The organism is Dyella sp. AD56 (assembly GCF_002878475.1).
Classification (GTDB): domain Bacteria; phylum Pseudomonadota; class Gammaproteobacteria; order Xanthomonadales; family Rhodanobacteraceae; genus Dyella.
This window is the reverse complement of the sequence record NZ_NRDP01000011.1, coordinates 84,156-103,423: the sequence shown is the minus strand read 5'-3', so window position 1 is coordinate 103,423 and position 19,268 is coordinate 84,156. Positions and strand designations below refer to the sequence as shown.

Here is a 19,268-nt window from a genome sequence, read left to right as displayed (position 1 = left end):
CATTGCCGGCTGGCCCGGTTTTCCTTAGGGCCGCAAGCATGGAAGATGGCCGCAGGAACGTTACAGGCCGGTGGGTTCCGCGATGGACAAACTCCAACAGTTCCGCATATTCACCCGAGTCGCCGACTTGGGAAGCTTTATCAAGGCATCCCAGGCGTTGGATCTCCCGCGCACCACGGTATCGGCGGCCATCCAGGATCTGGAAGCGAAGCTGGGTGCGCGCCTCCTGCATCGCACGACGCGACGCGTCCAGCTCACCGTGGACGGCGAGCAATTGCTGGAACGCGTGCGTACCTTGCTGGGCGACGTGGACGATATCGACTCACTGTTCCTCACCCGTCAGCAGGCGGTGGTGGGGCGGCTCAACGTGGACGTGCCCAGCCGCATTGCGCGTCGACTGATCATTCCCGCGCTACCCGGCCTGCTTCGCAAACACCCGCAGTTGCAACTGGGGCTCGGCTCGACCGATCGCACCGTCGATCTGGTGCAGGAGGGCGTGGATTGCGCGGTGCGCGTGGGTGATCTGCACAACAGCAGTCTTGTCGTGCGACCACTTGGCCATGTCGCTTTGGTGAATTGCGCCAGCCCGCAGTACCTGCGCAGGCAGGGTGTTCCGCAGCAACCCGACGACCTGGTGCGCGGCCACGCGCTGGTGGGCTATGCAGCAGGCGTAGCGGGCAGGGAGCAGCCGTGGGAATACCTGCAGATGGGCAAGCTGCACCATCTGCGCGTGCCAAGCCCCGTGGTGGTGCAGAATGCCGAGAGCTACATCGCCTGCTGCCTCGCCGGGATCGGCTTGATCCAGATTCCGCGTTACGACGTGAAAGACCTGCTCGATAGTGGTGAGCTGGTGGAAGTGATGCCGGATTTCCGCGCACCGCCCATGCCCATCTCGCTGCTCTATCCGCACCGCCGTCAGCGATCGCCGCGTGTCAGCGCCTTTAGCGATTGGTTCGAGGCGCTGATGCGACCCTATCTGGACAGTGTCGAGCTGACGTCGTTCAGCGTGGCAAAGAACTAGACCGCCGTTGCAGGAGACGCGTCGTCCAGGTCGTCGTCGTCCTGTACGGAAAGTAACTCCGCCCGGTCCAGTTCCAAGCCGATCGCACGCGCGAACCGCTCGAGGATCTGCACGGTGGCCTGATCCAGTTCGCGGGGCTGCGGATCCACCGCGCACAGCGTGCCGAAGAAGCGTCCATCCGCCATGTAGATGGGAACGGAGATGTACGCCTCGAAGCCGTACAGCGCTGGCGTCGGGTGATTGGCGAAACGGGGGTGCGTACTTGCGTGGTTGAACACTACCGTGTGTCCATGCTCGCGGATTTCGTTGCAGATAGTGGTTTCCAGCGCCAGGTCTTCTCCTGCGCGGAGGCCGAAATCGATGGTGTCGTACACGGCGCAAGCCGTCCAGCGTGTATCGGATACACGGGCGAGCGTGGCAAAGCGCATGCCGGTCGAGCGAGACACTTCCTCGAGGATCGCGGCGATGGCCGGCATATGCGCGACGAGGTCGACATCGTGTCTGGCGGCGGTGTTCTCGGCGGCAGTCGCGCCAGAAACGCCACCCAAGGTGAGCCGCTCCATGACTCGCCGTTGCAGGCTGATGCGCGACACGCGATGGACGAAATTGCGCAGTTCGGTGGTGAGGCTGCGCAACTGCGATACCGTTCCGCACACCACCACGCCGCGCGTATCCAGGCGCATGTCTCTCAGCCGGTGCTGCGATTTGAAATCGTCCACTTCAGAGGCGAAGGCCTCCATCCAGAAATGGTCGGGCCGCCCATTCAGCAGGGCGAGCATGGTCGGCTCGGCGTCATCGCCACCCGCATGGGTCGGGGAGGGCATGTCAAACCCCGCGACGGCAGGTGGCCAGCCATAGCGTGTGGACGGGTCAGATAAGGGCATGGCGGTGTCTCCCCGGCACTCGCGATGTGGCCAGTATGCGTCAACCCGGCGGGTCCGGGGCACATGTCCGCCACAAAGGATCGCCGCACCACCGATCCGGCGTCGCGCCCAACGGATGCCAAGCTCGTTGGGCACGACGCAAGCTATCGCGAGGCTTACTTGCGCGGTGCGATGATCTCGCTGAGGTAATCCGGCGTGCCTTCCACGCGCACCAGATGCGGATACTGCAGGCCCTCGTGGTAGTCGACCGATACCGTGCGCACGCCGCCCTGGTATTTCAGCAGCAGTTGGATGGGCGCCTTGTTGTTCTTGGCGGCGGCAATCGCATCCGTCAGCACGTCCTTGGAGTAATCCTGCCCGTTCACCGCCATCACCGTCGCACCGGTGCTCACGCCGGCCTTGAAGGCGGGTCCACCCCAGCGCACGTCGTTGATCTGACCCTTGTCGTTCATGGTCAGGCCGATCGACCAGGTGAAGTTGTATAGGTGGCGGGACGGCTGCGAGCGGCCGTTGTACTGCTCCTCGTAGTCGCTGGGCTTGTCGGTGTAGACCAGCTTCCAGCCGGTCGCGGCCAGGCCATCCTGCAGCGGAGGATTGAGCACGTCGACATGATCGTGCAGGAAGCCCGCCCAATCGTAGGGGGCGACGCCGTTGAGCGCGGTCACCACGTCGTCGAAGGTATAGGTTTTGGTGACGTAGCTGCCGTTGTCGACGCCGAAGAACGCCTGCGCGAAATCATCGAGCGACCGCTTGTCGTGCGTTAGCGCGCGCAACTTGGCGTCCACTTCCAGCCACATCATCTGGCCACCGCTGTAATACTCCTCGCTCATCTGCCAGCTGCGGTAGGGCAGGCCCGAGCGGTGGGCGGCGGTCGGGTCATTGGTGGTGTCTTCCAGCGTGCGCCACTGGAAGCCAGGACGGTTGCGGTCGTAGTTGGCCGCCGTCATGGCCAGCGCGTCGCGGAATTCCTGCGCCGACCACATGCCCGAGCGTGCGGTCAGCACGAAGCCCCAGTACTCCGTTTGTCCTTCATAGACCCACAGCAGCGAGTCGCCCATCGGCACATTGAAGTTGGGCGTCCACAGATCAGCGGGACGGCGGAACTTGCCGTTCCACGAGTGCGTGTATTCGTGTGCGAGCAAGTCGCGGCCGGGCGCGGCTTCCTTCCAGCTGGTGAAGTAGTCGGCGTCCAGGCCGTTTTCGCTGGACTGGTGGTGTTCGGTGCCGTTACCAGCCAACTGGTCCGACAGTGAGAACAGGAAATCGTAGTGGTCGTAGTGGTGCGAGCCGAACAGCTTTGTCGCCTGGGTCACCAGGGCGCGGTGCGCCTTTAGTTGGTCCGGCGTGATCTCCAGATATTTCGGCGCATCCGCAACGACATCCAGATACACCGGCGCAGCGCCACCCGGGTTCAAATCCACGCGCTTGAAATATTGGCCCGCGTAGACCGGCGAATCGACCAGGTTGTTGAACGTCACCGGCTTGAAGGTGACGGTATCGCCCGATTGCGAAGCCGTTTCCAGTGCGGTGCCGAGCTGCCAGCCGTGCGCCAGCGTCATGCTGGGTGCGTAGGTGATACCACGCGTGTAGTAGCCGGCGGGGTAGAGCGATACCTTGCTCCACTCCATGTCCATCATGCGGTCGGTGATCTCGAAGCCATCAGCATCCGTGCGGCCGGACAGGTACTGGAATTCCGCATCGATGGACGACGCGCCGTCGGGCACGTCGACGTGGAAGGCGTACACGTTGTACTTGTCGCGCTTCCACGGCAGCACCTTGCCATTGGCCGTGAGCTTGAGGCCGGCCAGCATATTGATGGGGCCAGTGGGCGAGTGGTCGCCGGGAATCCATTGGGGATAGAGCAACGTCAACGCGCCGGGCTTGACCGGAATGGTTTCGCGGACGCGGAAGATGCCCTGCACCGTGTCGCTGGCATCGACATGCAGCGTCACCGTGCCGGGGTACTTCGTGTCCTGCGGGGGCGGCACATTGTCCGTGTACGCCTGCTGTGCCACGGCCGCGCCGGCCGTGAGCGTCATGGCAACGGCAAGCGCCAGGCGCGAAAATTTGCGACGCAGGAACGCTGCGGGAACGGTGGTGGTGGCACGGGACATGAGCGCTCCGGCGAGCAAGGGGACAGGGGCGCTACTTAACACCACCGGCGGCCCGCAACGCTAGGGCGGGTGCGGTATTGCCTGCTGCATGGACATGGCGCGGCTGCCCAGGCGTCATGACCTCCGAGGTCATTGATCGCCTCTGGCGGCATCCGCATGCTCCGCCCAACTCCCCACGCGAGAAGATGATGCGCCTGACTCTGTTCGTTTCGGCTTGGCTGTTGTGCCTGGGCGCTGCGCAGGCTTCGACATCTGCACCCGCAGCCTCCACCACACGACTCGACCACATCCTGCTATGGGGGCGTGGGATCGACCAAGTCACATCGATCATGTCGGTCAAGCTTGGCTTCCAGGTGCGGCCCGGGCACGATCCCAGCGGTGTAGCCAACCGCTATATCCGATTTTCGGACAGCAGCTTTATCGAACTGCTCGGCGTCACCCGGCCTGATCCCACGTTTGATCCAGGCATGAAGGAAGACCAGCAAGCGCTGAAAGGTGGGCCGGGTTCGCGAAGTTTTGGTTTTCGCTCCTCGTCGCTCGATGTGATTCATCAATCGCTGCAGGCGCTGCATTACGCAGTTACGCCATTCTTTTCTGGCCCTGACAGCGCGAAACCCGGTTGGCGTTTGTTCGCGTTCGACCGCGCGCCGTTGTCGAGCAATACCTTCTTCATTGATTACGCTGCCGACTACGCGCCTGACCAGTTCGACCCTGCCAACGCCGATGACTATCGAGTAACCCGTGAGCATCCGAACGGAGCCCGCGAGCTCTCGTCGATCTGGTTGGTATCGGGCGATGCCGATGCTGATCGCAAGCAACTGGAGAAAATGGGCTACGCCCATGCGGTGCCGGTAAAGCTGCCCTCGATCGGCGCGAAGGGATTCTGCGTGCCGGTCGGCCCAACGGCACTGTTGGCGCTCCAGCCTGATGGAGCGGGTATCGCGGCACAGACCATGGCGAGCGGCGGCCCCCGGATTCTGGGTGTGAGCCTGGGAGTGATTGATCTCGGCCGCGCCCAACGATGGGTCGAGCGCGGCTACGAGCACAAACTGCCGACCTATGAAGGCGTATCTGGCGAATCCTTCCTCGCCCCCACGCAGGACGACCTCGGCCTGTCCATCGAATTCCACGCCATTAAGCAGGGCGGATCAGCTTGTTCAGTCGAGGTCCGATAGCGCGACTCGCATGGATGTAGCAAGGCCGGACACCCGCCAACGCAGCTAGAGCGGCAAGCCACCGCAGGCAGCGGCGATTCCAACGCGGCCAGAGTCGCCCTAGAAGTTGAGTCCGAGCGGCCTGTTGCAGTTGTACTTTTGCGATTCCTTTTCTACGTCAGCCGCCGTGAGGTGTCGCTCTTTCAACTCGTCCGGGGTGAGGTGTTGCCACACGTCGACGTCAATACAGTGGTGATTCGTAACGCCAAACAGACGTTGCGCGCTGCGCATGGCTGAGCCAACGCCTTGGTTCATCGGATCGGTCAACTCAATGCCTGGCGCGACTCGCCTATCGGACCCAGGTACGCCATGAATGCCTTGGGAGTGTTGGGCGTTGAGTATCCGGTTGCGGAATCCGCCATCTCCCGAGGTGGTTTGACCGTTGGTGTACTGATCAGGTGTGGCAGGCGTATCGGCTACGGGCGGAGATGGCACGCCAGTAGAACCTGTTGCGGGTGGGCGTGCCGCAACATGCGTTGCGCGCTGGACGGGTGGCGGGATCTTCTCTTTCACCGATGTCATCTGAGACGTAGGCGATGCCGGTGGCGTGGGCGTCAGTCGCGTCAACGAAACGAATCGTACTTTGAGTACCGCCTCGCTGCTCTCCATCGCCGGGGTCGTATCCATGCGAGGGGCTACCGGTCGCAGTAGCTCGATCAGCAGGATGAGATGAAAGCCGATGGCCACGACTATGGCGGCGATCCGCCGAGCCGACACGGTAAGGTCCCTGGACTTCACGCCCTCCACCCCATCAGCGAACTCCCTTTGGCCGAGCCCTTCATGCACTGTGCGCAGACGAGATAGATCGGGCGCCCTTCAGGTGCACTACGACTGAGGTGGGACCGTGCGCGTTTGGTAAAGTTCTGGCGCGGCGGCACATGTGTAACCACGCCCACCCGCAACCGACGCCTATTACACCCGGCGCATATGGGATTACTTCGTCACCTACCTGCTGCGTGCAACTCCGCCGGAGAACTATGTGATCCGGCCGCCTTCATGAGAACAAACTTCCAAAGCGACTCCAGCAAAGCCGCGCTGATGGGGCTTGATTCCTAGAGGATCCAGTCGAAGGTTTAATGGACCAGCAACCCACGAGCTTCCAGCATGGCGTTGATCTGGCAGGCAACCCAGTCGTGGTCGTCAGGTCCAGCCGCATCGACGATCAAGTCAGCCAATCCGGCGAAGGCCGACCAGAAGTCCGCCGGATCGGGGAACTCTTGTTGCAAGCGCGGAAGCTGAACCACCAGGCGATTGAGCTGGATCTGTTCATGGTTGCGGCGATGGAACTTAGACATGAGTGCGTTACTGATGGCGGCGTGGAACGTCGAGTTGTGGATCGGATGACCAGCGAAGAGAGGGTGTGCCAACGTTATATAGGGCGTGACATGTTGCTACCGCCAACTACGAAGGTGGTGCGATGAACCGGCTGTTGTGCCCACGGAGAACGGCAGTCACCATAAGGCGCCCCCTGCGGGTAATGTCCACGTTGTAGAGCTTCCGTCCGGTCACTGCCGCGCCATCGAGCATTCCAACGGCCTCTATCAAATGCTCCGCCAGCAGCCGATCGGCGCTGACCAGCGGTATGTTCAGTAGCTCGCCGTAGCTGAGCGAGAACAGGTAGTTGACGTCGTCCTGCTGCAGCCCGACACGGATAGGCATAGCGAGCTCCAGATTCCCTGACTTGGTTTACTGTACGTCAACAAGAGGAACAGGGCCGTGATGGTCTTGATATCCGCCGTGTGCACCGGCCTGCGTGATGGCCAATGCCACACGCCCTGCATCGTGGACGAGCGAGACGATGATTGCATCGACGCTCATGGGTATCGATGTCTAAAGCACATCCATGGTGACCGAGACCAACGTCGCGAAACGGCATGCCCCTGACCCTGAGCCTCTTCTCAGGGCGATGCCAACGCGGCCGATGACGACATGAGTCGCGCGGCACGATGATCCATAACGGCGTAAAGCTGACCCCACCACCAGAGACGATCTCGTTTATCAACGCTCCGCGTCGATAAATGCACCGCCTGCACAAGCACCCTTTGAACGGCCTCCTCCTGCACGCCACCGGCCTCGAGCCCCAGTAGCTCTGCATCCAGGGCTAGCAACGCGTCGACAAGCTGTGATCTTGTCAGGGCCATGTGTTCTACCGCCGTACGGCTTTCGTAAGAGCGCGAACAAATCTTCGCCATAACCAAGTTGACTGTGTCGGCTGGTCATGCCGCAAGACGTATAGCTCTTCAATGGACGGCGCAGGTTGATACCCGCTCCTGCGGATCGACCTGAAGAAGCACCTGAGCCTTGCAGAAGCACCGATGATCATCGCCCGCCGCCTCGCCTGAGTTTTCGTGCGGATTCCATGGCCACAGAAAGTTGATGCCTTTGGGACATGATTAAACTGGTCCGAGTGTACGGTTCGCTGAACATGTGATCGAACAAATCGCCGAGGTACAGCATGAGCGCGGTTAGCCATGGGGCTCGGAATGGAGATCTGAAATGGTCAGCCATGAGTATCACCTTAGGTTTGGTGCCTTACTGATATGTGCGCTTGTTTTCAGGCCAGGTCGGCCAGCCGGATGTCCCGCTGATCTACCTGCGCCGTGATCGAGCTAACCACCGCATTCGGCGTGGGCAACTGCGCGGTAATGAATTCCTGCAGTTGCTTTGGCAAGTTCTGTGGTGGGGTTTACCCCACCACAAACCTTTTCCCGTTACTGCTTGGTCGGCACGTTCACCGTGTCGATCGCATGGATGACGCCATTGCTGGACGTAATGTCCTTCTGCGTGATGGTGGCTCCGCCAATGCGGAGCTTGTCGCCATCCTTGGTGACTGCCGCCGTCTGACCTTGCATCATCTTGGGCTCAGTGAGCTTCTCGACATCCGCGCCTGACGCGCGACCTGGCATAACGTGATATTTCAGCACGGAGATCAATTCAGCTTTGTTCTCCGGCTTAAGCCAGTTGTTTAGTGTGTCTTTGGGCAGCTTCTCGAAAGCTTCATCCGTCGGAGCAAAGACGGTGTATGGGCCGGTACCCTTCAGCACGTTGGTAAGGTCTGCCGCGGCAAGTGCTTTGCCAAGCGTATGAAAGCGGCCATTGGCTGCCGCTGTGTCGACAAGGTTCTTGTTACCAGCGTTAGAAACGTTGGAATCGTTGTTGGACATGAGTATTTGCCTTCAGTGAGGATCCGCGACACGGATCCAGAGCGGACGAATCCGCAACTCCGATACAGATCGGAGAAGTACTCAGATGGCGTTAGGAAAAGGACCGCATGGCTGAGACGCCTGCCAAGGAGGAGACTTTCTATCCTGGCGCTCAGGCAGGATGCGCTTGTAGTTGTTACGTGATGGTGATGCGGCGATGGATGTAGCTATGAACGGATGGCAGTGCGAGCGTGCAACATGCCGTTCAATGGGCGATCTGACATGGAAAGAGGCCGATAGGGAACTACCGGCCTCTTTCCAATCCATTCCGCTTCAATCAAATGATGTGCAGCTTTTCTGCTTGTACCCAGAACTATTCAGGGCGATTATTTGGTATAGGTTTCCGTCTTGAACACGCTAGGGTCGATAGCCGCGCCAAGCTTCAATGACCTCACCTCGGTAATCATCGTATAGGGAGCTATCAGATTAGCGTTGAGGGGATCAACGTTTTGATACAGCACGATCGACTTCTTGTCCGACGTCGTCACGATGCCATCTTTCTCATAGACGCACATATCGATGGCGACCTTCGAGCTGATCACCGGACTGGACTTCGGCAGGCATCGCAGATTGACACCAGCCACCGTGCGCTTGTCTGTATAGCGATCATTGATCTCGATCGGATTCTTGGCATTGAATGCGCTTAGATCGTCGTCTGACGAGTCCACGGATGTCGTGCCGTCCTCATGCCCACTCACGTTGATCTGCTTACCGTCGTGCTCGATGACGACGTCAAAGGATTTGTCCGGCACGACCTTGATCTCGCAGCCCTTTTCAGCCGCTAGATTGTCAAGGTCGACCTTGTAGACCGACTCTGTCTTTTTCATCCAGGAGTGGCCGTCGGAAATATAGGTGGTGCGCTGAGTGATGTAATCGTCAGGCATGTGTGGGTAGGGCTTGAGCGGTACATGTAGTGACTCGGCAGCGGCCACACAGAGCTTGTAGGCCATATCCCCCATCACATGGAGCATGCCATCGGCGGGAGTCGGGCGGTCGATCAAGACCACTTCATAGCTAGTACCGGTTGCACTGTTGCTTGTGGTTGCAGATGTGGCGGCGGCCTGGCCATCTGTTGACGAGCCCGAGCTACCGCATGCCGCCAGCGTCAGGCAGCAGGCGGCCAGGATCGGAAGAACCTGCACATGTCGCGTTACAACAAATCCATTCAATGGCATGAATCATCTTCCTTATGAAGAAACAGGGCGGCATGGTTTGATTTGGGAAGGCAAGCCTATGGTTGCTGCTTGTGCGATCGATCAACGTCGTGCTGTTGCGGCCGGACGTTGTCGATATTCCAGCAAGTTTGATCAGATAGTCATGACGCGAGAAGCGAATGCTTTCGGTTGATGCGAGCCCAGAACAGAACCACTCAGCGAGGTCCGTTCTGCAGGCACACCAACAGGCGTCTCTTTTCAACCATCAGGGTTTGAACTTGAGTAACGGCAAGCCAACTTGTTTGCGACAGCTGTTACGCATGGCTTGCTCTTCCTTCACGGTGTCGTCCAGCGATGAGGTGGACTTGCCGCCGCTCTGCACCGACGCCACCGCACGCTCCGCAAACTTGGCGCCGAAACACTTGCAGTAGTCACCCAGTCCGGGGTTTCCTTTCAAGTCGGCTTCACCATAGGGCGCCGGGATACTGGTCGCCTGATTCATGCACATGTCGACGTACTGGTTGGTGGCTGACGACAGCGGAGCGTCAGCATGTGCGATCGACGGTGTCACCGCATTGATGAGGAAGCCAAGCGCCAAGCCGAGCGTGGCGCCGGACAAAGTCGGCGACGTATTGCGAAGTAACATCATTGCTCTCCATCTAGTCATGAGTACGGACATCGAGAAACGAAACACGCCCATCTATCCGGCGTGCATGATGACCAGCGCGCATGTCTCCCTGACTGCATGGAGAAGACGTGCCAATCCCTGGCCAATGAAACATCGCAGCAGTGCGATGCTATTGCGCAGGAATTGTCGCAGAAAAATGCGCGGACCTGAGCACTCACCCATTGCACACCCTCCGGTATTGCGGCTCGCGTATTGCTTGGGCTTTTCACCGCTCGCCAGGATGCAAGTTCAGCTTGCCCGGAGTCCGCAGCCGGGTAAGGGCAGGGCCCCCGACTGACGGCACGGGCGCGGCGGCGGTTTCGGGTGCATGGTGCCCACGTTGTATGCGCCGTGTTTCCCATCTCTGCCAGCGGGTTGCCATGTCTCATCCACCGATCGGAAAGCTTTTGCGTGAGTGGCGTGCGTCGTTGCGCTTTAGCCAGTTCGAGCTGGCGTTGCAGGCGGATATCTCCGCGCGACACCTGAGCTGTATCGAGACGGGCAAGGCACAGGCCAGCCGCGGCGTGTTGGTGCGGCTGGCCGACGTGCTGGGTATGCCGCTGCGCGAACGGAATGCGCTGATGGTCGCTGCAGGCTATGCGCCGCAGTACCCGGAGACGCCGCTCGATACGCCTTCGCTACAGATGATGCAGCGCGCGATCGACTTGATCGTCGCTCAACAGGAGCCATATCCCGCGTTCGTGGTGAACCGTCACTGGGACGTCTTGAGGATCAACGACGCCGCCGTACGCATCAATCAGCTCGTCATGGGCGGGCGTCCACCGCGGCACGACAACATCCTGCGTCAAGTGTTCGACCCGGAGGACATCCGCTCGGCCATCGTGAACTGGGAGGAGGTGGCGGTGAAGTTCCTCCATCACTTGCACCAGGAAATCGCTGCCTCGCCCAGGGACGAAAAGGCACTGGCGCTGCTGGATGAGGTGTTGCGCTATCCGGACGTGCCGCAGGCATGGCGGCAGCGCGATGTCACCGTTGCGCCGTCATCCATCCTCACCATGACGTTCCGCAGCCCGCGAGGCGAGCTGAGTTTCTTCGAGACCATTACGACGTTTGCGACACCGCGCAATGTGACGCTGGATGAAGTGCGCATTGAATGCGCCTTCCCGGCGGATGACCACACGGCGGCGGTGTGCATGGAGCTGGCGAAACAGGGCATGGGAAGGCAAGCCGCCGTTGGCTAACTGGATTGCGTTGTCGCTCTGCGGCGGCTGTCCAAGCGTTGCGTTTCTCAACGAGAGAATCGATCAGCGCGAGCAACTCACGGCGGGCCGATGCGACGCCATACCGACAGCGGCACGTTGCCGTCGGGCCGCGCCGGCACGCGGTAGCTCAACTCGTCACCCTTGAGTTCGTATTGCCGGCTCTGCGCCTGTCCCTCCCCATTCGGGTAAGAGGCTCCTTCGATCCGGAACATCAGCACGCCCTTAGACGAGAAACCACGCTGCGATGGCCTGGCGAAGACGAGAGACGTGCATGCGCTGAGGTTCCTTGGATGGGCCGGGCGTCGATCTGATCGATGTTAGGGAGCTCAAACACTTGATAAAATGTGATAATTCGAGGCATATCTATTAGAAAAACTGCATAATGACCTTGCCCAATCTGGATATGGATGCGCTGCGATCCCTGCTTGCGATCCTGCAACTGGGCAGCCTGAACCGCGCGGCGGAGCGGGTGGGGCGGTCGCAATCGGCGGTCAGCCAGCAGATGCGCAAGTTGGAGGCGCAGTTGGGCCAGCCACTGTTCCGCAAGCAGGGGCGCCGCATCGTGCTCACCGAGGCCGGCGACACGGTGCACTCCTATGCCCGCCGCCTGCTGGAACTGAACGACGAAGCCGTGCACGCCGTGCGAGGCGCCTCGTTGGCAGGCACGGTGCGCTTTGGCTTGCCCGGCGATTTCGCCGAATCTTGGCTGCCCGCCGCGCTAGGCCAATTCAAGAAGGCCCACCCGGCGGTACAGGTCGATGTTTCGGTCGATCGCAACGGGGCTCTGCTCGAACGGCTGGACCGCGGCGAGCTCGATCTGGTCCTGGTGATGGGCTATGCACAGCGCCCGGATGCGGAGCACGTGGTGACCCTGCCCATGACATGGCTGGGGCCGGCTGGCGTGGACGAGGTGCTGCGGGCTGACGCACCGCTCGATCTCGCCCTTTACCACTCGCCGTGCTTCTTCCGCCGGGCGGGCGTCGATGCGCTGGACAAGGCGCATCTGTCGTGGCGGGTGGCCTACGTGACCGGCAGCCTGCAGAGCCTGTGGGCAGGGGTGGCCGCGGGGCTGGGCATCACCCTGCGGACCATGGCCGGTGTGCCACCCCAGCTGATGCGGCTGGACGGGCGCCATGGGTTACCCCCGTTGCCTGGCGTCGACGTCTGCCTGCACGCCAGCGGCAGCGAGGCCGCGCCCGCGCTGGCGCGGCTGCGGCAGGCCGTGATGGATCAGGCGCGGGCACATCTCACGCCCTGAACGCACCGGTCTTCCCAGCGTTCAGCGGCTTACATGCCCAACGTGTAAAATCACTCCTTTTTTCTAAGCCAGACGTATGGTGCAAGCCCTTCAGCGGACGGCGGTTCGTGGCCCGACGTTCATCCGCTTGCTCGCTCGCCTGACGGATCGCGACGTACCCGCCTCCAGGCAATCGCTGCCGGACCGGTTGAGCCACTGGCTCGACTGGACGCATGCCATTGCGCTGTCCACGGCGCTGGACGGCCGGCCATCCGTGGACGACGCGGGCGGCCCGGCCTTCAGCAGCGAGGAAGAGGCGGAGTGCGCTCGCCTGCGCGCCTCGTTGGTGCTGGCCATTACCGGTGATCCGGTCCTGGCCATCGGTGCGGATGGGGCGGGCAGCGACAACGCGGGGGACGACTACGCGGTGTTCCGCCAGCGCTGTCTCACCCTGCAGCGGCGCATGCAGGCGGCCACTGGCCATCTGCGCGGGCGGCTACGCGACATGTTGGCCCGGCAGTCGAGCGAGCTGGCAGGGCTTGCCAGCGTAGATGCCGTCATGGAGCTCGCACTGAGTCCGCGCGAGCACATGTTGCTGGCGGCCGTGCCGGCGTTGCTGGGCGAGCACTTCGAGCGGTTGCGCCAGAGCGCGCCGTCCGAAGCGGCGGAAGGGGAGGCGGCATCCGCAACGCCTGCTCCCTGGCTCGATGGTTTTCGCAAGGACGTGCAGAGCGTTTTGCTCGCCGAACTGGATGTTCGTTTTCAACCGGTCGAAGGCCTGCTGGCAGCCCTTCGCACCCGCTAACCGAGAAGTGACGTTGAAGAATCTGCTTAATCTTGCTGTGTTCGCTGTGGGCCTGGTGGCCGTGTGCTGGATCGGCGTGGGCTACATCGGTTCGAACCCGCTGGGTGCAGCGATCGCGGCGGTGATCGGTGCCTGTTACGTGGCCGGCGCGCTGGAGCTGCACCGCTACCGGCAGGCAACCGCCACCCTGACGCATGCCCTGGTGGATGCCCCCGTGTCGCCGGAAGGCCTGGGCGATTGGCTCGCCCGCTTGCATCCCAGCCTGCGTCACGCCGTGCGCCTGCGCGTGGAAGGCGAGCGCGTGGCCATGCCCGCGCCAGCCATGACGCCGTATCTGGTCGGCCTGCTGGTGCTGCTAGGCATGCTGGGCACACTGCTTGGCATGATGGCGACCTTGCGCGGCACCGGCCTCGCACTGGAAAGCGCGAGCGACTTGCAGGCCATCCGCGGCTCGCTCGCCGCGCCGGTCAAGGGCCTAGGCTTTGCGTTCGGCACGTCGATTGCGGGCGTGGCGACCTCGGCCATGCTCGGCCTGCTTTCCGCACTGTGCCGGCGCGAGCGCCTGCATGCCGTGCAGCAACTCGACGCCAGGATTGCCACGAGCTTGCGCGTGCATTCGCAGGCGCACCAGCGCGACGAAGCATTCAAGCTCCTGCAACAGCAGACGGCGCTGATGCCGACCCTGGTCGATCGCCTGCAGGCGATGATGATCGCCCTCGAACAACACGGCACCGTGACGAACGAGCGCCAGCTCGCGGGTCAGGAAGCGTTCCACGCGCGCACCGAAGCGGCCTATACGCATCTTGCCGCCTCCGTGCAGCAATCCTTGAAGGAGAGCGTGGCCGAAAGCGCGCGCGCTGCCACCTCCATGCTGCAGCAAGGCTTGGCCGCCAACGAGCACCAGCTCGCCAGCCATGGCGCGTTCCACACCCGCACCGAGGCCGCGTACACGCAGCTCGCCTCCTCAGTGGAGCAGTCGTTGAAGGACAGCGTGGCCGAAAGCGCCCGCGTGTCCGGCGCCCTGTGGCAGCAGAACCTGACCGCGACCGAGCAGCAGCTCGCCAGTCACGAAGCCTTCCATGCGCGGGCCGAGGCGACCTATACGCATCTCGCTACGTCGGTGGAGCAGTCGTTGAAGGACAGCGTCGCCGAAAGCGCGCGCGCTTCCGGCGCCTTGTTGCAACCGGTGGTGGAGGCGACGATGGCTGGGCTCGCGCGCGAAGCGGCTAGTTTGCATGCATCCGTCACGCAGGCCGTACGCGAGCAATTGGATGGCCTGTCCACCGGCTTCGAGACCAGTACCGCAACGGTGGCGGAACTCTGGAGCAAGGCGCTGGACGAACATCGCCGCTCCAACGAATCCATGGCCGGCGATCTGCGCCAGTCGCTGGAACGCTTCGGCGAAACCTTCGAGCAGCGTTCGACCGGCTTGTTGGACGGTGTCGCTGCACGCCTGGATGCCTCGGCCGGCCACGCGGCAACGGCATGGAACAACGCACTGTCGCAGCAGGTCGCCGCAAACGACGGCTTGGCTGCCCGCAACGAACAAGCATTGGCCACGGCCACGGCATCCTTCGAAGCGCAGGCGTCGTCGCTGGTGCGCGTCGTGCAGGCCTCGCATGCGGAGTTGCAGACAGCGCTGGAGTCGCGCGACGAGCAGCGATTGGCGACGTGGACGACATCGTTCGAATCGATGACTGCCACCCTGGGCCAGCAATGGGAGCAGGTGGGCGAACACGCCACCCGTCGTCAGCAAGACATCTGCGACACGTTGGCCAAGACCGCCGGCGACATCTCCGCGCAGGCGCAGACGCACGCCAGCGAAACCATCGCAGAGATCTCCCGCCTCGTGCAGGCTGCGTCGGAAGCGCCGAAGGCGGCCGCCGACGTCGTCGCCGAGCTGCGCCAGAAGCTCTCTGACAGCATGGTGCGCGACACGGCGATGCTGGAAGAGCGCAGCCGCCTGCTCGCCACGCTGGAAACCCTGCTTGACGCCGTGAACCACGCGTCGACGGAACAGCGTGAAGCGGTCGATGCGCTGGTCGCCACCTCGGCCGACCTGCTCGATCGCGTAAGCACCCGCTTCACCGACCATATCCAAGCCGAAACCGGCAAGCTCGGTACGGTGGCGGCGCAGGTCACCGGCAGCGCGGTGGAAGTGGCCAGCCTTGGCGAAGCCTTTGGGGTGTCGGTGCAGTTGTACGGCCAGTCGAACGAAGCGCTGATGGAACGCTTGCAGCACATCGCCGACGCGTTGGACAAGACGTTGGCGCGTAGCGACGAGCAACTGGCGTACTACGTGGCCCAGGCGCGTGAAGTGGTCGACCTCAGCATGCTTTCGCAGAAGCAGGTGATCGAAGACCTGCGGCAGATTGCCGATCAGCGCGCAACGGCCGGGGCTGAAAACGCATGAGTGACGAGTTCGAGGTCGAAGCGGAATCGACCGCGCCGATCTGGGCCGCGTTCGGCGACTTGATGTCGGTGCTGCTGGGCGCGTTCGTGCTGATTTTGGTCGGCGTGATCGGTGTGCAACTGCAGTTGTCCAACCGGCTCGACGAAGAGGTGAAGCAACACCAGGCTGAAGCGCAGCGCCGCAAGACGCTGGAGCAGGCGCTGGCCGCGCCGCTGGCGGCTGGCCGCGTGACGCTCGTCGATGGGCGCATCGGCATTTGCGGCAACGTGCTGTTCGCGCTCAATTCCGACCAGTTGCAACCGGAAGGGCGCGAGCTGCTGAAAAGCCTGGCTGGGCCGCTGACGGATTACCTCAAGTCCCGCGATGAAATCCTGATGGTGAGCGGCTTCACCGACGACCAGCAAGTGCGTGACGGCAATCGTCACTTCGCCGACAACTTGGAGTTGTCCGCCGAGCGCGCGCTCACGGTTACCCGTACGCTGATTACTGAGGGCGTGCCTGCTTCTTCCGTCTTCGCTGCCGCCTTCGGCGCGGAGCAGCCAGTGAGTTCAAACGAAAACGAGGATGGGCGCGCAAAGAACCGTCGCGTGGAGATCGCGCCTGTTCCGCGGCCGTCGAATACGGCCGTAGCGTCTCATGACTGACGGAACGCCCAGCGCACGCGCGACGCTCGATGCTTGGCGCGCGCGACAGGCAGATCGTCTCGATCCCATCCGGTTCCATTTCATGGATGCGCTGGAGAAGCGTGCCGCCCGGATCGATGGCGAAGCACGCGGACTGCTGGACGCACGCTTGGCCGTCTTGATCGACGCGTATGCCGCCGATCTCATTCCTTCGGCGGTGAGTGCCAGCAACGATGCGGCATCCGACATCGCGGAGCGCGGTCCTTTCGGTGAACTGATCGATCAGCTCGCCCGCATGGCGGCGTCACGCAACGAGAAGCCTGCTACCGAGCCAGCGACATCCGCCATGCCTGAGATGGAACTGCTGGGTGAGTTCCGCAAGATCTGGTCGTCGGTGCGCACGGAGAGCCAGCTTCGCCAATCGATGGAAGATGCGCCGGAGAACGCCGGTCCACTCAATTCGCGTGCGCTCGTCCATCGCACCATCGCTTTGATGCGCGAGCTGTCACCCGGCTACCTGCAGCACTTTCTGGCTTATATCGACGACCTGTCGTGGATCGAGCAGATGAACGGCAACGCATCGTTCGTCGCGAAGGATGCGCCGCAGGCGGCGTCCCCGGGCAAGCGCACACGGGCTAAGGCACGCACGCGCAAGGAGTAAGGTCGCCGCACGCTCGGCGCTTTCCCCTCCAGCCCGGCCAACGGCGCTGCCGCTTAACCGGGGCAGCTTGATATGCTGGGCCGGTGCCGGATGGCATGGCTTCGCCAGCAGGCTGTTTCGCTGGCATACCGACATTTGCCAAGGAATTGCCGTGGTCCCACTGTCGTTGTCGAACCTCGTCGTCTTCGCGTTGTTAGCCCTGCTGGTAACCATCCCCGCGACGATCATTCTGGCCTTGCTGGGCATCAAGCGTTCCATTCGGCATGGTCGTTTCTGGCGTTACGGCCTGCCATGTTGCGTCCTCTTTGTGGCGCTCCAACTGTTGCTGCTGTTCAACCACCGCGACATCGAGCAGGCCTACAGCGAGGCTGTGGTCCAGCATTACACGCATCACCTGTCGTCGCCCAAGGTCTACGACGACCTGCATTTCCCGGCGGGATCAACGGTCGTGCAGTCCACTTGGGAGCCACATGATGTGAGCGGCGGAACGCTTCCAGTGGAAACCATGCTGTTGGGGTTGCCCATCCGCGGTGATTTCTCGATCGCGGTCACTGGTGGAGACAACCCGACCCGCTATGTGTCCGAGGGTGTACTGACGCGGCCCACGGCCATTCACGGCCTGCCGTGCGCGGCAGCCAAGTTCAAGCAAGGGTTCGATACTTCGTCTGAGAAGGAAACGGTGGACTGCACCTTGGCCGCCGATCACGTGGTCGGCGAACTCGCCTTGCCGGCGGGGACGGATGCAACATTCGAGTTCAGCACCTACCGCATCGGTGATGTGGACATCATTGGCGATGCGCCGCATGACTGGTTGGCGCTCGGCGTGCGATGCGCCAAAGGGGTATTCAGCTATCACGGGGACCTTAGCTGTACGCCCGCGGTGGCGCAGCGCGTGGCCGGCTATCCGCTGGGAGTAGGGCGCGACCTTTCGGTGTATCGCGAGCACGACGGCGACGTGAGCGTGGGCGACGGCATGCTGGCGGAAGATGTCGAGGTGGCCGGCGTACACATACCCGCGGGCTCGACTATCGATGCTATCTACAACGGCCATGGGATCAGTGCCGCACGCTTGCGCGCCCACGACATGGACGACAACGAGTACGTGCGCTTCGAGTTGCCCAAGGGTGCCCGGTTGGACGTGGCCGGCACGGTGCTGGAGGGCGATTCCGTCACCTTGTCGGTCTACGCAACGTCGATCAGTGCCTTCATTACCAAGGACTCTGGCACCGACCACACATCGATGCGTAACGGCGAGTTCGACATGGCGTCGCGGACTTGGCAGTGGAAGGCTGTCGACGACTGAGTGAACGCCTGCGCGGCGAAAGTACTCAAGCGAAACTCAGCGCCCTGATGCTATGGCCGCCGCCATGAAGAACGCCAACACCTGCGCCAACTCATGACGCAGGCTGAGACGGCTGTTTTCCAGCCAGCGCAACACGGCGCCCAGATAGAGAAAATGCAGATGACTGGCTAGCAAGGGCGGGGCGATATCGTCGCGAATCTCGCCCTTTGCTTGTGCTTGTTCGATCAACGACGCGTACACCGCCAACATGTCGGAGTCGCTTTGCCCCTGCTGCCCGTCGCCGAGCGCCTGGAATCGATAGCGGATGTACGGTGCGGCATAGTCGCGATGCGCCTCCCACCATTGTGCCGAGGCATCCAGTATCCCAGCGAGTCGCGTCTGCAGGCTCCGCCGCGCCATGACCTTGTGCATCAAGGGACTGAGATCACTTGCCAGTTGCTCGTGCAGGGCGAGTGCGAGCGCGGCCTCCTTCACGGGGAAGTGGTTATACAGCGTGCCGCGCGCCACGCCCGCCTCGGCAGCGATCTGTTCCATGGTGACGGCTTCGTAACCGAACTGCTCAAACAGCGCCCATGCCACCGTACCGAGATGATCTCGGGTGCGTTCACGTTTGCGTGGCGGGTGGCTGGGTGTGGACATGTCGGCCTTGATATTGAACAATGTTCAAAATTGATCATTGTTCAATTTTGACTGGCAACAGGATATCACGGTGCCGCGGGCACGGCGGCCGGCCGATCCCGCAGGCT

Annotated in this window: 20 protein-coding genes; 10 read left to right on the top strand and 10 right to left on the bottom strand. The window is 62.1% G+C overall.

What is annotated here, in order from left to right:
• Positions 1 to 82 precede the first annotated feature (82 nt).
• Complete coding sequence (locus DyAD56_RS08720) at positions 83 to 1,021, top strand: LysR family transcriptional regulator (RefSeq protein ID WP_102302369.1); 939 nt, start codon at positions 83 to 85, stop codon at positions 1,019 to 1,021.
• Here the strand turns inward: DyAD56_RS08720 and DyAD56_RS08715 are convergent.
• Entirely contained in the window at positions 1,018 to 1,845 is an 828-nt protein-coding gene (locus DyAD56_RS08715) for a GAF domain-containing protein (RefSeq protein ID WP_233202349.1), read from the bottom strand. The two genes, DyAD56_RS08720 and DyAD56_RS08715, sit on opposite strands and share 4 nt — an antisense overlap.
• A 215-nt stretch (positions 1,846 to 2,060) precedes the next feature.
• Positions 2,061 to 4,019 carry a M61 family metallopeptidase gene (locus DyAD56_RS08710; RefSeq protein ID WP_102302368.1) on the bottom strand — a complete coding sequence of 653 codons (1,959 nt, stop codon included), beginning with the start codon at positions 4,017 to 4,019 and terminating at the stop codon, positions 2,061 to 2,063.
• A gap of 116 nt (positions 4,020 to 4,135) precedes the next feature.
• Here DyAD56_RS08710 and DyAD56_RS08705 point away from each other — a divergent pair, with 116 nt between their 5' ends.
• Entirely contained in the window at positions 4,136 to 5,194 is a 1,059-nt protein-coding gene (locus DyAD56_RS08705) for a VOC family protein (protein ID WP_233202348.1), read from the top strand.
• A gap of 99 nt (positions 5,195 to 5,293) precedes the next feature.
• Here DyAD56_RS08705 and DyAD56_RS08700 read toward each other — a convergent pair whose 3' ends face one another.
• The 5 genes from DyAD56_RS08700 to DyAD56_RS08675 form a co-directional block, all read right to left on the bottom strand.
• Positions 5,294 to 5,971 carry a hypothetical protein gene (locus DyAD56_RS08700; protein WP_146010471.1) on the bottom strand — a complete coding sequence of 226 codons (678 nt, stop codon included), beginning with the start codon at positions 5,969 to 5,971 and terminating at the stop codon, positions 5,294 to 5,296.
• A 335-nt stretch (positions 5,972 to 6,306) separates the two neighbouring features.
• Positions 6,307 to 6,528 (bottom strand): hypothetical protein, encoded by a 222-nt coding sequence (locus DyAD56_RS08695; protein WP_102302366.1) that lies wholly within the window; start codon positions 6,526 to 6,528, stop codon positions 6,307 to 6,309.
• Between the two features lie 106 nt (positions 6,529 to 6,634).
• Positions 6,635 to 6,892 carry a hypothetical protein gene (locus DyAD56_RS08690; RefSeq protein WP_102302365.1) on the bottom strand — a complete coding sequence of 86 codons (258 nt, stop codon included), beginning with the start codon at positions 6,890 to 6,892 and terminating at the stop codon, positions 6,635 to 6,637.
• Between the two features lie 1,052 nt (positions 6,893 to 7,944).
• On the bottom strand, positions 7,945 to 8,397 hold the full coding sequence (locus DyAD56_RS08680) for a fasciclin domain-containing protein (protein WP_102302363.1): 453 nt from the start codon (positions 8,395 to 8,397) through the stop codon (positions 7,945 to 7,947).
• Between the two features lie 365 nt (positions 8,398 to 8,762).
• Positions 8,763 to 9,611, bottom strand: a complete 849-nt coding sequence (locus DyAD56_RS08675) for a hypothetical protein (protein ID WP_102302362.1) — start codon at positions 9,609 to 9,611, stop codon at positions 8,763 to 8,765.
• Here DyAD56_RS08675 and DyAD56_RS23880 point away from each other — a divergent pair.
• Positions 9,610 to 9,783, top strand: coding sequence for a hypothetical protein (locus DyAD56_RS23880; protein ID WP_158241297.1), 174 nt, complete (start codon positions 9,610 to 9,612; stop codon positions 9,781 to 9,783). The genes DyAD56_RS08675 and DyAD56_RS23880 overlap by 2 nt on opposite strands.
• Before the next feature lie 72 nt (positions 9,784 to 9,855).
• On the opposite strand, the gene DyAD56_RS08670 is transcribed toward DyAD56_RS23880, so the two are convergent.
• Positions 9,856 to 10,239: a hypothetical protein gene (locus tag DyAD56_RS08670; RefSeq protein ID WP_102302361.1), complete on the bottom strand. Its 384-nt coding sequence runs from the start codon at positions 10,237 to 10,239 to the stop codon at positions 9,856 to 9,858.
• 398 nt (positions 10,240 to 10,637) lie between these two features.
• Between DyAD56_RS08670 and DyAD56_RS08665 the strand changes: the two genes are divergently transcribed.
• Positions 10,638 to 11,459 (top strand): helix-turn-helix transcriptional regulator, encoded by an 822-nt coding sequence (locus DyAD56_RS08665; RefSeq protein ID WP_102302360.1) that lies wholly within the window; start codon positions 10,638 to 10,640, stop codon positions 11,457 to 11,459.
• A gap of 77 nt (positions 11,460 to 11,536) precedes the next feature.
• Here the strand turns inward: DyAD56_RS08665 and DyAD56_RS08660 are convergent, their stop codons facing one another.
• A complete protein-coding gene (locus DyAD56_RS08660) occupies positions 11,537 to 11,692 on the bottom strand; it encodes a lipocalin-like domain-containing protein (RefSeq protein ID WP_146010470.1) in 156 nt (51 codons plus the stop codon).
• Between the two features lie 170 nt (positions 11,693 to 11,862).
• Here DyAD56_RS08660 and DyAD56_RS08655 point away from each other — a divergent pair, with 170 nt between their 5' ends.
• The 6 genes from DyAD56_RS08655 (at position 11,863) to DyAD56_RS08630 (ending at position 18,522) form a co-directional block, all read left to right on the top strand.
• Complete coding sequence (locus DyAD56_RS08655; protein ID WP_102302359.1) at positions 11,863 to 12,738, top strand: LysR substrate-binding domain-containing protein; 876 nt, start codon at positions 11,863 to 11,865, stop codon at positions 12,736 to 12,738.
• Positions 12,739 to 12,814: 76 nt separating this feature from the next.
• A complete protein-coding gene (locus DyAD56_RS08650) occupies positions 12,815 to 13,522 on the top strand; it encodes a DUF3348 domain-containing protein (protein WP_102302358.1) in 708 nt (235 codons plus the stop codon).
• A gap of 37 nt (positions 13,523 to 13,559) precedes the next feature.
• Positions 13,560 to 15,935, top strand: coding sequence for a DUF802 domain-containing protein (locus tag DyAD56_RS08645; protein ID WP_233202365.1), 2,376 nt, complete (start codon positions 13,560 to 13,562; stop codon positions 15,933 to 15,935).
• On the top strand, positions 15,932 to 16,579 hold the full coding sequence (locus DyAD56_RS08640) for an OmpA family protein (protein WP_102302356.1): 648 nt from the start codon (positions 15,932 to 15,934) through the stop codon (positions 16,577 to 16,579). The genes DyAD56_RS08645 and DyAD56_RS08640 overlap by 4 nt, the downstream gene beginning before the upstream one ends.
• Positions 16,572 to 17,219, top strand: coding sequence for a DUF2894 domain-containing protein (locus tag DyAD56_RS08635; RefSeq protein ID WP_102302355.1), 648 nt, complete (start codon positions 16,572 to 16,574; stop codon positions 17,217 to 17,219). The genes DyAD56_RS08640 and DyAD56_RS08635 overlap by 8 nt, the downstream gene beginning before the upstream one ends.
• A gap of 151 nt (positions 17,220 to 17,370) precedes the next feature.
• Positions 17,371 to 18,522 (top strand): hypothetical protein, encoded by a 1,152-nt coding sequence (locus tag DyAD56_RS08630; RefSeq protein WP_102302354.1) that lies wholly within the window; start codon positions 17,371 to 17,373, stop codon positions 18,520 to 18,522.
• A gap of 36 nt (positions 18,523 to 18,558) precedes the next feature.
• Here DyAD56_RS08630 and DyAD56_RS08625 read toward each other — a convergent pair whose 3' ends face one another.
• Positions 18,559 to 19,161, bottom strand: a complete 603-nt coding sequence (locus DyAD56_RS08625) for a TetR/AcrR family transcriptional regulator (RefSeq protein WP_233202347.1) — start codon at positions 19,159 to 19,161, stop codon at positions 18,559 to 18,561.
• Between the last annotated feature and the right edge of the window lie 107 nt (positions 19,162 to 19,268).

Excerpts from the sequence above, each read along its gene's own strand:
- DyAD56_RS08720 (WP_102302369.1), top strand. The coding sequence starts at position 83 with ATGGACAAACTCCAACAGTTCCGCATATTCACCCGAGTCGCCGACTTG.
- DyAD56_RS08715 (WP_233202349.1), bottom strand. The coding sequence starts at position 1,845 with ATGCCCTCCCCGACCCATGCGGGTGGCGATGACGCCGAGCCGACCATG.
- DyAD56_RS08710 (WP_102302368.1), bottom strand. The coding sequence starts at position 4,019 with ATGTCCCGTGCCACCACCACCGTTCCCGCAGCGTTCCTGCGTCGCAAA.
- DyAD56_RS08705 (WP_233202348.1), top strand. The coding sequence starts at position 4,136 with ATGACCTCCGAGGTCATTGATCGCCTCTGGCGGCATCCGCATGCTCCG.
- DyAD56_RS08695 (WP_102302366.1), bottom strand. The coding sequence starts at position 6,528 with ATGTCTAAGTTCCATCGCCGCAACCATGAACAGATCCAGCTCAATCGC.
- DyAD56_RS08690 (WP_102302365.1), bottom strand. The coding sequence starts at position 6,892 with ATGCCTATCCGTGTCGGGCTGCAGCAGGACGACGTCAACTACCTGTTC.
- DyAD56_RS08680 (WP_102302363.1), bottom strand. The coding sequence starts at position 8,397 with ATGTCCAACAACGATTCCAACGTTTCTAACGCTGGTAACAAGAACCTT.
- DyAD56_RS23880 (WP_158241297.1), top strand. The coding sequence starts at position 9,610 with ATGAATCATCTTCCTTATGAAGAAACAGGGCGGCATGGTTTGATTTGG.
- DyAD56_RS08675 (WP_102302362.1), bottom strand. The coding sequence starts at position 9,611 with ATGCCATTGAATGGATTTGTTGTAACGCGACATGTGCAGGTTCTTCCG.
- DyAD56_RS08670 (WP_102302361.1), bottom strand. The coding sequence starts at position 10,239 with ATGATGTTACTTCGCAATACGTCGCCGACTTTGTCCGGCGCCACGCTC.
- DyAD56_RS08665 (WP_102302360.1), top strand. The coding sequence starts at position 10,638 with ATGTCTCATCCACCGATCGGAAAGCTTTTGCGTGAGTGGCGTGCGTCG.
- DyAD56_RS08660 (WP_146010470.1), bottom strand. The coding sequence starts at position 11,692 with ATGTTCCGGATCGAAGGAGCCTCTTACCCGAATGGGGAGGGACAGGCG.
- DyAD56_RS08655 (WP_102302359.1), top strand. The coding sequence starts at position 11,863 with ATGACCTTGCCCAATCTGGATATGGATGCGCTGCGATCCCTGCTTGCG.
- DyAD56_RS08650 (WP_102302358.1), top strand. The coding sequence starts at position 12,815 with ATGGTGCAAGCCCTTCAGCGGACGGCGGTTCGTGGCCCGACGTTCATC.
- DyAD56_RS08640 (WP_102302356.1), top strand. The coding sequence starts at position 15,932 with ATGAGTGACGAGTTCGAGGTCGAAGCGGAATCGACCGCGCCGATCTGG.
- DyAD56_RS08635 (WP_102302355.1), top strand. The coding sequence starts at position 16,572 with ATGACTGACGGAACGCCCAGCGCACGCGCGACGCTCGATGCTTGGCGC.
- DyAD56_RS08625 (WP_233202347.1), bottom strand. The coding sequence starts at position 19,161 with ATGTCCACACCCAGCCACCCGCCACGCAAACGTGAACGCACCCGAGAT.